General features: G+C 47.1%; 14 protein-coding genes and 1 tRNA gene. 10 read left to right on the top strand and 5 right to left on the bottom strand.

Going from position 1 to position 12,838, the window contains the following annotated elements; all coding sequences use genetic code 11:
- Positions 1-366: 366 nt before the first annotated feature.
- Both gltX and PCI15_RS08190 read left to right on the top strand, forming a co-directional pair.
- Positions 367-1,860: a glutamate--tRNA ligase gene (gene gltX, locus PCI15_RS08195; protein ID WP_271273845.1), complete on the top strand. Its 1,494-nt coding sequence runs from the start codon at positions 367-369 to the stop codon at positions 1,858-1,860.
- Positions 1,861-2,015: 155 nt separating this feature from the next.
- Positions 2,016-2,091: transfer RNA gene (locus tag PCI15_RS08190), tRNA-Ala, on the top strand.
- A gap of 133 nt (positions 2,092-2,224) precedes the next feature.
- Here PCI15_RS08190 and PCI15_RS08185 read toward each other — a convergent pair.
- Complete coding sequence (locus PCI15_RS08185; protein ID WP_271273844.1) at positions 2,225-2,602, bottom strand: diacylglycerol kinase; 378 nt, start codon at positions 2,600-2,602, stop codon at positions 2,225-2,227.
- Positions 2,603-2,894: 292 nt separating this feature from the next.
- Here PCI15_RS08185 and PCI15_RS08180 point away from each other — a divergent pair, with 292 nt between their 5' ends.
- The gene (locus PCI15_RS08180; RefSeq protein WP_271273843.1) at positions 2,895-3,110 is read left to right on the top strand and encodes a hypothetical protein; all 216 of its coding nucleotides are present in this window, start codon (positions 2,895-2,897) and stop codon (positions 3,108-3,110) included.
- Between the two features lie 669 nt (positions 3,111-3,779).
- Here PCI15_RS08180 and PCI15_RS08175 read toward each other — a convergent pair.
- Positions 3,780-4,208 carry a hypothetical protein gene (locus PCI15_RS08175; protein ID WP_271273842.1) on the bottom strand — a complete coding sequence of 143 codons (429 nt, stop codon included), beginning with the start codon at positions 4,206-4,208 and terminating at the stop codon, positions 3,780-3,782.
- A gap of 598 nt (positions 4,209-4,806) precedes the next feature.
- Between PCI15_RS08175 and PCI15_RS08170 the strand changes: the two genes are divergently transcribed.
- The 7 genes from PCI15_RS08170 to PCI15_RS08140 all read left to right on the top strand — a co-directional run bounded on the left by PCI15_RS08170 (position 4,807) and on the right by PCI15_RS08140 (position 9,687).
- Complete coding sequence (locus tag PCI15_RS08170) at positions 4,807-5,139, top strand: hypothetical protein (RefSeq protein WP_271273841.1); 333 nt, start codon at positions 4,807-4,809, stop codon at positions 5,137-5,139.
- Positions 5,140-5,342: 203 nt separating this feature from the next.
- The gene (locus PCI15_RS08165; RefSeq protein ID WP_271273840.1) at positions 5,343-5,591 is read left to right on the top strand and encodes a GlsB/YeaQ/YmgE family stress response membrane protein; all 249 of its coding nucleotides are present in this window, start codon (positions 5,343-5,345) and stop codon (positions 5,589-5,591) included.
- Positions 5,592-6,433: 842 nt separating this feature from the next.
- Positions 6,434-6,601 carry a hypothetical protein gene (locus PCI15_RS08160; RefSeq protein WP_271273839.1) on the top strand — a complete coding sequence of 56 codons (168 nt, stop codon included), beginning with the start codon at positions 6,434-6,436 and terminating at the stop codon, positions 6,599-6,601.
- 87 nt (positions 6,602-6,688) lie between these two features.
- Positions 6,689-7,489 carry a hypothetical protein gene (locus PCI15_RS08155; protein WP_271273838.1) on the top strand — a complete coding sequence of 267 codons (801 nt, stop codon included), beginning with the start codon at positions 6,689-6,691 and terminating at the stop codon, positions 7,487-7,489.
- Between the two features lie 336 nt (positions 7,490-7,825).
- The gene (locus PCI15_RS08150; protein ID WP_271273837.1) at positions 7,826-8,704 is read left to right on the top strand and encodes a hypothetical protein; all 879 of its coding nucleotides are present in this window, start codon (positions 7,826-7,828) and stop codon (positions 8,702-8,704) included.
- A gap of 343 nt (positions 8,705-9,047) precedes the next feature.
- Complete coding sequence (locus PCI15_RS08145) at positions 9,048-9,224, top strand: type II toxin-antitoxin system HicA family toxin (RefSeq protein WP_271273836.1); 177 nt, start codon at positions 9,048-9,050, stop codon at positions 9,222-9,224.
- 52 nt (positions 9,225-9,276) lie between these two features.
- Entirely contained in the window at positions 9,277-9,687 is a 411-nt protein-coding gene (locus tag PCI15_RS08140; protein WP_271273835.1) for a type II toxin-antitoxin system HicB family antitoxin, read from the top strand.
- A 30-nt stretch (positions 9,688-9,717) separates the two neighbouring features.
- Here the strand turns inward: PCI15_RS08140 and PCI15_RS08135 are convergent, their stop codons facing one another.
- The 3 genes from PCI15_RS08135 to PCI15_RS08125 are packed head-to-tail and all read right to left on the bottom strand — an operon-like array spanning position 9,718 to position 12,838.
- On the bottom strand, positions 9,718-10,044 hold the full coding sequence (locus PCI15_RS08135; RefSeq protein ID WP_271273834.1) for a hypothetical protein: 327 nt from the start codon (positions 10,042-10,044) through the stop codon (positions 9,718-9,720).
- Positions 10,044-11,162 carry a hypothetical protein gene (locus PCI15_RS08130; protein ID WP_271273833.1) on the bottom strand — a complete coding sequence of 373 codons (1,119 nt, stop codon included), beginning with the start codon at positions 11,160-11,162 and terminating at the stop codon, positions 10,044-10,046. Before PCI15_RS08130 ends, PCI15_RS08135 begins: the two co-directional genes overlap by 1 nt.
- Entirely contained in the window at positions 11,162-12,838 is a 1,677-nt protein-coding gene (locus tag PCI15_RS08125) for a hypothetical protein (protein WP_271273832.1), read from the bottom strand. Before PCI15_RS08125 ends, PCI15_RS08130 begins: the two co-directional genes overlap by 1 nt.

Genomic DNA, 12,838 nt, shown 5'->3' with positions numbered 1-12,838 from the left:
ACGCCCGGATCAGACAAATCTGAAGCCGGGCGCTAAAGTCCACAGAAAGCACAGCTGAACAACAGCCGTACCTCGTCTTTAGCATGAAACATGCCAGAACAATAAGCCGGAGCCTTTTCAGCCAGAATCACAGCGTACATCGCCAGCACACCCCACCGGATACAACCAAACCGCACCGTTACTGCGCAGACACCTTAACTTTCAGCAGCGAGAACCTGCCCCTGAATCATGCAACATCCGCCGGTTCGCACCAGTATGTACCATAACTGGCGGCACCAAACCTCCATCAACATGATGTACCCAACATCAGCAACGGAGTATAATGCGCGCAATTTTACTTAACCCGATTTTGTTAGCAGGATTCTGATGACTGTTCGCACCCGTATTGCACCTTCCCCTACCGGCGACCCGCACGTAGGTACCGCTTATATTGCTTTATTCAATCTGGCTTTTGCCCGCCAGCATGGCGGCGAATTCATTCTTCGTATCGAAGATACCGACCAGACCCGCAGTACGCCTGAATCCGAACAGGCCATCCTTGACTCTCTGCGCTGGCTTGGCATGGACTGGGACGAAGGCCCTGACAAACCCGGCCCACACGGTCCGTACCGTCAGAGTGAGCGAAGCGAAATCTACCAGAAATATACGCAGCAACTGCTGGACGAAGGCAAAGCATTCAAATGCTACCGTACCGCAGAAGAACTGGATGAGTTGCGTAACCAGCGCCGGGAACAGGGCCTGCAAACGGCCCTGAAACAAAGTGATCTGGCCCTGCCCGCTGAAGAAGTGTCAGCCCGGGAAGCAGCCAACGCACCTTACGTTGTTCGCATGCAGGTACCTGAAGAAGGGGTATGTGTTTTCGATGACCTGTTACGCGGCACCATTGAAGTTGAATGGTCACAGGTAGACTGTCAGATTCTGATGAAGTCCGACGGTATGCCAACCTATCACCTGGCCAACGTTGTCGATGACCATCTGATGGAAATCACCCATGTATTACGGGGTGAAGAATGGATCAGCTCCGCACCTAAGCACCAGTTACTGTACAAATACTTTGGCTGGGAAATGCCAGCACTGTGTCACATGCCACTGCTGCGTAATCCTGACAAGTCAAAGCTGTCCAAGCGTAAAAACCCGACCAGCATCATTTACTACCAGCGTATGGGTTACCTGGCAGACGCCCTGCTTAACTACCTGGCCCGGATGGGCTGGTCGATGCCGGACGAACGTGAAAAATTCAGCCTGGAAGAAATGATCGCCAACTTTGATATCAGCCGGGTATCGCTGGGCGGCCCGATCTTCGACCAGGAAAAACTCAGCTGGCTGAATGGCATGTGGATCCGTGAAGACCTGAGCGACGAACAATTCGCACAACAATTCCAGCAATGGGCGCTCAATCCTGAGTACCTGATGCAAATTATCCCGCTGATTAAGCCACGGGTTGAAAAATTTACTGATGTTGCTCCGGTTGCCGGCTTCCTGATGTCAGGTATGCTGTCGATTACTGAAGAAGACTTCGCCCACAAATCTCTGGAACGGGACGACGTCCGTAAGATTCTCCAGTACGCCTCCTGGATGCTGGACTCCGAGCAACAATGGAATAAGGACCGCCTGTTCAGCCAGTGCAAAACACTGGGCGACGCAATGGGCTTCAAGGTGCGTGACTTCCTCTACCCGTTATTCATTGCAATTGCCGGCACCAGCGCCAGTGTTTCCGTCGTCGACTCTATGCAGATTCTGGGACCGGACATGAGCCGCGCCCGTATCCGTCACGCGCTGAACACTGTGGGTGGCCCGTCCAAAAAAGAAGCTAAACGCTGGGAAAAAGAATACCGTGAGCTGGCCAAATCACTCGGCTAAACAGTCACAGATCTGATCCTGAGCCCGGGCAAACTGCCCGGGCTTTTTTATATAAAAATTAAACACTTGGCCTTTAACTGAAAATTCTGAAGATTTGTGCTGCACAGCGCTTGACAGTCTGCAGAGTCGTCATTAATATAGCCGCCATCTTGTGAGGGGCCTTAGCTCAGCTGGGAGAGCGCAACACTGGCAGTGTTGAGGTCAGCGGTTCGATCCCGCTAGGCTCCACCAACTTCAAAGAAGTTAACACAGGATATCGAATTAACCAGCCATGCGCTGGTTTTTTTGTGCCTGGAATTTGCCAGATCAACTGACACCATATCCGCGGGCTCAACGACCGAGTGCGACGACCGCTTCCCTTATGTCAGCCAAACACGCCGTTGTCGTACAAAATACCGCACCATACAACAACCGTTAGCATGATCATCAGAAACACCCCTGCTGAGCCCATATCCTTAGCGCGGCCTGCCAACTCATGATATTCCGAGCCCCAGCGGTCAACAACGGCCTCTATCGCCGAATTGACAATCTCAAATGCCAGCACCAGAAGACAGCTCCCCCACAGTAACGCAAGCTGAACACCACTCTGTGCAATCCAGACCGCCGCCGGCATCAAGAACAACATAGCTGCCAGCTCATAACGAAACGCCTGCTCCTCTTTAAATGCAGCACGAAACCCCTGAAAAGAATATTTCGTTGCATAATAAAAACGTCGGATGCCACTGTTTTCGCTTGGTTTCATATAAGTATGACTTGTAAAAAATTGATGAAAGAATATCACTGATTATTAAGCAACAATTATAAGCTTATCAGTCTGGCCTTACAGCCTAAATTTTAATCTGCAGCCCTGAATTAAAATAATTTATCAGCTCTAAAACTTAAACACTCAGGAAATTGATGCTAAAATTTGTTTTAGGTTGCCTAAAAAATTCTATGCGCCGCAACCTTCTACACGGAAGAAGCATGACTTTGCCGTTTGAGTCCAGAGCCAGTACGGAAATCTCACAGATAATTTTCAGGTTTACTGCCTTTTCATGAACAAGACAGACATTTTTGAAAGCCTTGCATCACTAAGCATTGAGCAATTGAATAAATTGCATCTAAAGATTGAGCAAAAAGTCGCTGAAAAAAAAGCCCGTGCTCAACAGCTCAGCTCAGTACCGCCCCGTAACCAGTCGGACCTGGAACAACTTGCATCTCATCAGGGGCTGGACCTCAGCGGTTTAATGCGGGAAATATCTAAGCGCTAACCCCCTCTGTCATTAAGTCTATAACGAAATATTAAATGCTCATAATCAGGTTATGGTTCGCCTTGAAGATTTACTAAGCTCCAGACTGAGCCGCATTTAATTAAAATACACCAGCAAGCCTTTAATATTAAATTATGCCAGCTACAGTCCTGCGAACCTGTTATTCACATATTCACATCAGTTTTTATTTAGCAATATACGCTGAGCGCCTCAAAACCTGTTTAAAATCTGTGTATCAATAAAGCTGCAGCAAACACAGGATACACACCGCCATATATACCAGCGAAATCAAGTAATTAAAAAGACACTTGCTTGATTAATAATTGAGCAAACACGTATAATAACCGGGCACGGAGGCTTTCGTGTTGGCTGATGATCCTAAAAGAATTAGCCAGAAAGGCAGCTCACAGTCCCCCAAGAGCTGCCTTTCACCCTTCCTTTAAGGCCCCCTCTGACTTGCGATCTCATTAAGAAGCGCCTTATAATTCAAACGCTTGTATTACTAAGTGCCAGGAATGTCCCCCAGACGCTTAGGTAAGCAGAGCTGCAATTCTGTTGCGGCTCTTTTAACAGGCACCTTCATCAGGGGCAATCCAAGCCTAAAAACATGTAAATATCAGAACTGACAGGGTTTATAGGCAACATACCCTGCCAAGGAATCATAGTAACTTAAGGACTGCCCAGCACCTGTTCACTCATCGCGATAAAGTCACGAAATAACAATTCGCACAAGTCCTCCGGTGAAGCACAGTTCATATCCGTATGAATCCTGATTTTGCCGTCACTGTTGATAATCTGACGCCTGACCGCAGCAGGATAAGCCGGGTGATAAACCGGCGGAAATGACCAGATCGCCTTTTCGTCAGGCGTATTAACTTTGACAATCACCCAATCCTCAAAAACGCCCAGCCCCGACTTCGGATACCTCTGCAAAACATCAAACAGGTGAATATATTTGGCCGATGAATCGATATCAGCCACCGGTTCTTCTACCAACACATCATCAACCTGCGTTACCGTGGCCGATTCATTTTTATCCGCATCCACCGCAGCACAGCCCGACAAAAGTGCTATTAAAAACAAACAGATAAATCTCACACCCCCTCCCCGCCTGATCAGTACCCACTCTATAAAACCGAATCAGACTTTCTGACAGCATGCGTTAAAAATACCGCCATATTAAGCATGGCTGCTCTATCAATATGGCCGGTATTAGCTGAAAAACAAGCAGCACAATTTCACATTTGATATCCGCTATATCATCATGGCTGATTACTTTGTCTCTTATCTGATACAGAAAATACCCGATAACGAATAAAGATTGAGCAAATTAAAACGATTGTTTGCTTGATTACGCATTATCCTTTCGTATAATGCGCCTCGCACAGCAGTAACGTGCTGGCAGATGTTCTCTCCGCAGATTGCCAGAAAAGCGGCTCACCGTCCCCCGAGCCGCTTTTCAACCTGAAGATCCATTGGATATATTTCCCGTTAACCGCGCTCAGACAGCGCCATACGTTTACCCGGCCACACGCCCGGGCAAGGTTAAATCACGGAATATATTCACAATTCATAATCCACAAAATGAGTAATATATTGCCCAAGTTGGGCAGTACATATACGAGTGATTATTATCTTCCGGAAACTCCCGCGATAGACTGATCAGTATCTGAACAGTCCAACAAAGGATTTCTGTATGGACGACATCATGGAAACGATATACACGATAAACTTCTTTACGGAAGGTTATACTTTTATTGGCTCAGCAAAGCGCATCGGACACCTGCCAAGGGTTGGCAAAATACTCCACCTGCCAAAACTCGCCAACCGAGCAGACGGACTCACCCATTTCCGGCTCAGTGATTTCTGTTATCAGGAAGAACACGGCGAACTGCAACCACACTTCATGGCTTATGCCATTACCTCTGAACAGGCCAGAAAAGAAGCCACACCGAACACCATTGTTCAACCTAAAATCAGTACAACAAAGAAGCAGGATAAAACGCTGCTTACCCTGATAAAAAGCTGACCCCTTCCAGACCGGCATGCACAACAAAACTGTTTACCGATAGCCATCCGAAATAAAACCAGGCTCCTCAAATCGCTTTCTGTAACAAGTATCGCCAACAGCCCCTGCTTATCAGCGCACTTCTGTGTCCTATAATTAAGCAATGATTCAGTACGAAAAACAGATCATTACCGGCAAATTAATCATTCATCAGGGCTAAATTTATGGGTATTTTAAGCTGGATAATTCTTGGACTGGTCGCCGGAGCCTTAGCACGCTGGCTGATGCCCGGCGAAGACAAAATGGGCTGGATTATGACAATGGTCCTGGGCATTGCGGGGGCTTTTGCCGGTGGGTTTATTGGCTCCTTTATCGGCCTCGGCTCCGTAAGCGGATTCAATATTGCTACCATTCTTACCGCAACAGCCGGTGCTGTAATCCTGCTCTTTACCTATAACAAATTTATTAAATAACCGGATGATAAACATGTGACCTGCAGAATTAACCGGGCAGGTCATTTACGCCATCTTTTGTTGATTCAACCGCAATATGAAGCTTGTTCCAAACCGTTTCGCCCCCATTCCACTTAAGAATGACTGCGCACTGAAGACCCCCGAATAATTCCTGCTCAGTGACGCCAGCAACCTGAAAAACAGGAAAGACTAAGTAAACACCCTGATTTCTATAGAAAAATCAACAAATTAAAACAACCGTTTGCTTGAACAACGTAAAAACATCCATATACTGATGCTGCACTGCGAAATCAGTGTAGGCAGCAGATCCTCTCTCCACGAGCGCTGCCTGAAAGGCGGCCCAGTTCCCCCCGAGTCGGGCCGCCTTTCACCAAAATAGTGAATACGAAAGTAGCAAAGATTCACAGACAGACCGTATAATCCGGACGCTTGTTCTGAAGGCTGCCCAGCCAGTAGCAAGTTAAAGCCGGCGGTATACCCCGGCTTTATTTATTTCCGGCCTCTTTATCCCCGGCTATCAACAAATCTGCAGACTAAAGTGAACAGCATTGTCCACCTGCGCGATTAATTCTATAATGACAGCGCACACTCGCAATGTGCTGGCTGCAGTTCTTCTCTCCGTTGATAGCCAGAAGGCGGTGGTGGTGTCCCCCACACCGTCTTCAAACACCCTTCTCCTGAAAAGAGTTCAACGACCGCTTTCTATCGAAACTGCCTTGCTCACAGGTTATAATCGCTGCCACTCATGCATCCGGTTTGCAAAATAAACATCTGAAACGCGCAAGCACAGGAAGCGCCATTAAAACCGCCAGAGCCGCTTAATCAATGCGACAGCTCCCTGAATGCAACAAGAAGCCCTGAAGCCCAAAAACGAAGCCCTGATGCCTAAAGATTTAGTAGAGCCAACAGTGAATAATGCCCTGAATGCAACCGCCAGCCCTGTAACCGTCACAGATACCGTCAACCGCCGCTTTACCGTGGCCCCGATGATGGATCGGCCAAATCAATAAACTTATCTTTCGTAATCAATAGCTTAAATATAATATTTTTTTTCCGTAGCACTGACGTAGCACCACCAATACAACAAGGATGTCTTCATGTTCCACTACACTAATGCAACAGCAGCAAATGGCATCGTTTTTGAGAAAAAAATCAGACTGACTCACATACTTTTTCAAAATGACCGAGAGGAATATAACGGCGGCATAAAAATCCTCCTACAACACCTGCACACAATCCAAAATTCCAACAAGCTCACTGATCTATCCAAAGAAATTTTTGCCGGGGCTATCGATATTCTTAGAGACAACTCCGCAACCTTAAAGCCATCAATCTATACTATGTCCTTTTCGACAAATAACGACTCTCTCAACCAATGGCGCAGCTACGGACACTACTGCATAGAGTTAAGCGAAGAAATACAAAACTTAATCGACGGTGATCAATTCTATCTACAAAAATGCATTTACGACGACACAACTTTTTTATCAATAGCCGAAGATCGCCTCAATCTGGTAACAAACCATCCCACCACATTAAACCTAGGAAATGAAAATATGAAAATAGTGCTCTCTGGCCTGCTAAAAAACTTAATTGCCACAAAGAAGGACTGCCGTTTTTCCGAAGAACAAGAAATACGATTAATATACAACACACTCCCACTCCCACTCTCCGAGCATAGGCACGAAATAAAATACGCTGCAAATCCATTCTCAGACATCATCAAACCCTATGTAGAACTACAGATTAAAGAAGAACACCTTAAATCAGTTCGTATTGGCCCCCATAGTGACCAAGCTTTAGCGCAAGAAGCCTTCTTAATACACAACCAAATCCAAAAAGAGCTCCAAAAACCCTCACTTCCAATACATCTATCCGACATTCCTTACAGAGGCTAACTAAATCACTAAGCACAGCTCTCACAAGCACAAAAAACATGCGCTGTATGTCTCTTGATTCAAAAGAACCTCACCTCACAGCTGTAACACAAAAAAACCTAAGCCATTGTACTTAAAGAAGATGTTAAGATTCCTTATCGAATCTTACCCAGTTTATCACCCTGACTCATAAGACTCTTTCACGATCCTTGTCAGAAGAGCGTTGACGCATTACAGAAACAACCAATCAATTTGTGTCCATATAAACTTACGCATAGCTTCAAAACATAATATTTTTAATAGATAATGCCGCAAGATTTCTAGGCCACCGCTGACTTCAAATTCAAGGATCACGAATTGACTACCACAATCTTCCGAAAGAAAGGGAAAGAAGCAGTTATTGCGGCAGACACCCGAGTAAGCCGCATGAACCATAACGGACATATTGTCAGCTGGAATGATGTTCGCAGTTATTTAAAGTGCATCAAAATCGGTGGCGCTCTATATGGTTTCGCTGGAACTAATCGAATATTTACTGCATTTCTACAAGAATACAGCGAAGTTATTACAGACTCTAACCATGTACTGGACACTCTTGTTGAAGCAGCAAAAGAAGTCGGATATCAATTTTACATTATGAGATATGACGGTACCCTCCAGGTCTTCGCATACTCAGCACCAGACCCATCGCGAAATCAACCCGAAATCAAACGCACATCGAATGAACCGCCTATTAATAAATCTTCATTCGCCATCGGCTCCGGCCAGTACTCTCGCATGTACAAGAAATTCAGAACACAGGGCGGAGCACAACTTCCCATTCATAAAATAATCACAGCAAACCTAAAAGCTATTCAAGAGCAAAATCTCCACGATATTGCAACAAAAGCAAATAGTGTTATTCTTGATGATGATGACGCAATAAAAATATCCTTAGCGTGCGATCAACATGGTGGCGACTTAGCCACTGGAGGACATATTAATATGACCAATAAACAGGACAATCTTAAAATGGAAAGAGAGCTTGTCGAACAGCAAGTGGAGCTTTTACAAGCTTTAGAAAAAAGCGCCTCCGCTGCTGGATTAGTTTGTGCTAGTCCTTTTGACGCAACAGAAGAAGCTGCCCGTCTCCAAAAATTAGGGCAAGAAGCTTGCAGCGATCACACACCAGAGCAAACTGACGAATTTATTGCTCTGAAGCAAAAGCTAGTGAACTCCATACAAGTAAGTTACTGATCATATTTATAAAAAAGCAGCCATCGAGCTGCTTTTTTTACATCTCGCCCTCCAAAAAATTTCCCACCTTAGCGCACCTGCACCCCATGCACAAAAGCAATGCACCGTAAGCAATTGATTTAAAAGAACTTTACATCACATCGACAACGCTCAAACGCGCACTAAACGAACATTACAAAACAATAACTTAAGGTACTGTTTTGCATTTCCCAACCACTTAAAAACAACCGCACCGCCTCCCTACCCTCATTCAAAAGACAATCCACGCTGTAATCTTTTTTGTTTACACTGTAACCATTTTTGTTTACTATTGGTTACATAGTCAACCAATACAGGAGAGTCAGTGAAGCAAAGCGAGTTTCGGAGGTGGCTGGAAAGCCAAGGAGTAGAGATAAAACAGGGAACCAAACACCTGAAACTCTATTTCAACGGCAAGCAAAGCACCATGCCACGACACCCCGGAAAAGAAATAGGCGAAGGTTTAAGAAAAGCAATCATCAAACAGCTTGAATTAAACTGAAGACCAAAGCCCCGAAAGGGGCTTTTCTTGCCACTTCACTGCAGAAAACAATATGAGATATTCAGCAATCATCGAAAAAGACGGAAGCGGCTTTATTGCCAAATTTCCAGACATTCCCGAAGCCCTGGCAGGCGGCGAAACTTACGAAGAAACCATACAGGAAGCACAGGACGCCCTGATAACCGCCTTCGAATTTTACTTTGAAGACCAGCGCCCAGTTCCTGAACCTTCTAAAACCAACACAGGGGAACCTATTGAAGTCCCCTTAAGTGTGTGGACAAAAGTTTTACTCCTGAACACCATGCTAGAACAAGGCGTCAGCCAGAGCGAGCTGGCGCGACGAATGGGAACCCGCCGCCAGGAGATTCAACGAATTGTCGACCTCCACCACACAACCAAGATTGACACACTGAGCCAGGCACTGCAGGCACTCGATAAGAGATTCAGCATTTCTATATCCTAACCAACCCCGCCCCCAAAGGGGCGGCCCCCTCTACCCCCCAGAAGAAAAGCGACGGCTAATATTCCAGCGAACCTGCTTTCTTTCAGACGGGTAAATATGCGGATTACCAGCCGGGTCCTTATATTCGATCTGAAGCAAATACACCCCCGGCGGAATATCCGCCGGCGGCACAAGATCAACCGCGCCGATATCACCATTAAACGTTGCCGTGATTCTCTCAACTTTTTGAGTCTCTACATCCTCCAGAAAAGCCGCAAAACTATGACAGTCCTCCAAAGGCAAGTCAGCACCATTCGCATGAGGCCTCACCGAAACCGCTGCCCCATGACCTGAAACCGAATCAATATCTCCGTACATCAAACAACCTCCAATAAGGTCACAGAGGGACTCAATACAGCAAGCCCCACCTGACCACGATCAGCCTTAAGCTGAACAGATTCTGTTAACACTCTAAGTCCCGCCATCTGCTGCCGGTATCCTTTACCAGGCACATAAGCATGCGCATACAGATCACCACCAACAGAAGCCTTCACTACCAACGGGCGAGCCTCATTAGATGACGCCTTCAGATCTGCAGACACCTCAACAGCAGCAGCCACAGGCTGGGAACGCACCGCCCCTGCTGACACCTCAGACTCAACCCCAAACACCCACCGCAGGCGATACAGGCTTAATTCTGACTCAATAGAAAGCGCTGCCTTTAATGGCCGCCTTACCACCCCATTTGCAGCCAGAGCAGCCTCAATAGACACATCCCCCCTAAGCGGACGCTTTACCAGCTGAGAAGCCGAAAGGCCGCCAGAGAGCGACACAGAGCCACTAAGCGACATATAACGGAAAGCCGAGGCATGCACATCACCCAACAGACCAACGACACCAGAAAGCTCAGATCTCCGGACAGAAGCAGCTGAAAATTCGGAACTGACACCAAGACCCGCAGACAACTCCCTCGCTGACGTGGCCGCAACCTGCATTTCAGACTGAATGGCAAACACCCAAGGGCCTACACTACCACTCGATTTAGCACTCAAGGCACCGGCCACAAAAGCGGACGCCTTTAGCTGAGTGCTGCGAATAGCATCAGCTGCCAGCACTGAATCCAGAACAACGGGCGCAACAGATAGCATCTGACGCCGCACACCACGCGCCGACAGATCACAAGCAACCGACAGGACCGCATCAAGCGGCCTGGAACTGACAGCGGATACATGAACATCTGACCCAAGAGAAAGCACAAGCCGCAGAGACTTAACCTGCTTTTTCTTACCTGAATCCGCAACAAAGCCGGCCATAACCGGCGAGAACATCACCGGCCCACCCATCAGCGAACAGACACCAGGAACAACGTTTCCAGCAGCATCTAACAGCGCTGGAGACATCATAACGCCCTGCGACATAAGCGGCGCAGAACCACCAACATCAACCGGCTCACCACCAAACAACAGCGGCCCGGACATTACCGAACCGGACAGCATTATGACACCTTAGTCATCATGAAATCCGACGATAACGCCATGCCTACTGGATACGGATGGGTCGCCAGATCACCCAGCTCACCCGCAGAATCAAGCCCGTACTCTTTGCCGGCAGTAAGCCCTGTTAAGACCCCTTCAATAGGACCGCCCCGAAGGACAAACCAAGCTGGAACATTCTCTGCAGCAGCTTCAGCGGCTATCATCGACCAGCGCCCAGCCTTAACATCAGGCAAAAAATATTCTACCTCAGCAAAATAACAACCGGCGCCGTTATAGCGGCCTGCAGCTGAAAACAACCGCCCTGAATAGCTACCCAGCGCCGCCTCACCAATTCCATTAGAGGAATCCATTGCAAGACTTTGATCCAACACTACCCCGGCGTCAGTGAAACGCAACTGCTTGTAAAAATAGCCTCCAGCAGAATTGCTCTCAAAAATAGACGCCATCAGAGAGCTTGCATCAAGAGCCGCGACACTAATTCGCCCCGCAGACTGCACCGAGGAAATACTAACCGGATCACCCAGCAACGACACAACACCCGCATTGTTAATTGATAACGCCTGAGCCTGAACACCTGACGTATTAACGTAAACGACAACCGCACGAGAAGGCGACAAACACACAACATCAAGCGCCTCCTGAGATGCGCTAATTTCGAAGTGACTTAATTTATTTTCCGCATCGCCCTCAAAATCAATAACATCTAACTGCACATAACCTACAGCAGAGAACGAAGCAAACAACGCCCGACGCCCGGCCAGACGGTCAACCCGCACATAACGAACAGAAGATCGATTACTGGCTTGACCGCTACGAATACTCGTAGGGGCTGACGAGTCAGAATTTAAAAGCCAGTACTGCATATAACCGTTATCACAGTACCCAACAACTGAACGACCATCGCCCAACGATACGACATCATAAGTACCCGTTCCGTAAAGCGTTCCAGAGTAATATTCATACTCATTAGAAAAAGATAAATTCCCCGAACCCGTATGCGTGATAAGAAAAACACGCCCATCATAAGAGCTATCCCTATGCGCCATGACAGCTTTCCGCCCATCAATACGCGCCAAACGCGGTACCGTGACATATGAATAAACCCGCGTAGACTTCAAAAACACAGGTGTTGCGCCAGTGATATCATAAACATCAATGTACGAATCATTATCTTTAGTGTGAGAAATAAGAACCACATCACCCAACACGCACACGCTTGGGTTTTGGCCATAGCTAGAAGTCATCTGCTGCCAACCAGGGGAAGAAATAGCACCTGGCGGCCCCACATCCACAACACCATCAAGCAGATAAAACTTCCCTTTTTCGACTGCCACAGACAAAGCCTTACGCACAAAAAAGGGCGAATAAATCCGCCCTTTCTCTTCCTCTGTTGTATCGCAATAAACGTGATGTGTACCCTCAGGTAAATCAAGGGGATTGTTATCATTTGTCGAGTAGATAATTCGACCGGATGCCCGCGCCAGACCCACCGCAGTTACCTGAGCTTCACCGGCCTCATAAGCACCGCCATCAACCTCGATAACATAATAAGCCCAGTCCCCAACCGCATAGGCCTCTTTAAACAGCCGGGCGTTTTTAACCCCACCACCACGGAGAACAATATCACCAGGACCAACACTATTTGTTGTTTCTGACACACGCTCTTTTATAGACAT

Origin of the sequence: Aliamphritea hakodatensis, from assembly GCF_024347195.1 — a bacterium.
GTDB classification, from domain to species: domain Bacteria; phylum Pseudomonadota; class Gammaproteobacteria; order Pseudomonadales; family Balneatricaceae; genus Amphritea; species Amphritea hakodatensis.
The sequence above is the reverse complement of the archived record's forward strand: the minus strand, read 5'-3'. Positions and strand labels throughout refer to the sequence as shown.

What these genes read in the sequence shown, in the direction of transcription:
- gltX (WP_271273845.1), top strand. Translation starts at nt 367, where the DNA reads ATGACTGTTCGCACCCGTATTGCACCTTCCCCTACCGGCGACCCGCAC.
- PCI15_RS08185 (WP_271273844.1), bottom strand. Translation starts at nt 2,602, where the DNA reads ATGAAACCAAGCGAAAACAGTGGCATCCGACGTTTTTATTATGCAACG.
- PCI15_RS08180 (WP_271273843.1), top strand. Translation starts at nt 2,895, where the DNA reads ATGAACAAGACAGACATTTTTGAAAGCCTTGCATCACTAAGCATTGAG.
- PCI15_RS08170 (WP_271273841.1), top strand. Translation starts at nt 4,807, where the DNA reads ATGGACGACATCATGGAAACGATATACACGATAAACTTCTTTACGGAA.
- PCI15_RS08165 (WP_271273840.1), top strand. Translation starts at nt 5,343, where the DNA reads ATGGGTATTTTAAGCTGGATAATTCTTGGACTGGTCGCCGGAGCCTTA.
- PCI15_RS08160 (WP_271273839.1), top strand. Translation starts at nt 6,434, where the DNA reads ATGCAACAAGAAGCCCTGAAGCCCAAAAACGAAGCCCTGATGCCTAAA.
- PCI15_RS08155 (WP_271273838.1), top strand. Translation starts at nt 6,689, where the DNA reads ATGTTCCACTACACTAATGCAACAGCAGCAAATGGCATCGTTTTTGAG.
- PCI15_RS08140 (WP_271273835.1), top strand. Translation starts at nt 9,277, where the DNA reads ATGAGATATTCAGCAATCATCGAAAAAGACGGAAGCGGCTTTATTGCC.
- PCI15_RS08135 (WP_271273834.1), bottom strand. Translation starts at nt 10,044, where the DNA reads ATGTACGGAGATATTGATTCGGTTTCAGGTCATGGGGCAGCGGTTTCG.
- PCI15_RS08130 (WP_271273833.1), bottom strand. Translation starts at nt 11,162, where the DNA reads ATGCTGTCCGGTTCGGTAATGTCCGGGCCGCTGTTGTTTGGTGGTGAG.
- PCI15_RS08125 (WP_271273832.1), bottom strand. Translation starts at nt 12,838, where the DNA reads ATGTCTATAAAAGAGCGTGTGTCAGAAACAACAAATAGTGTTGGTCCT.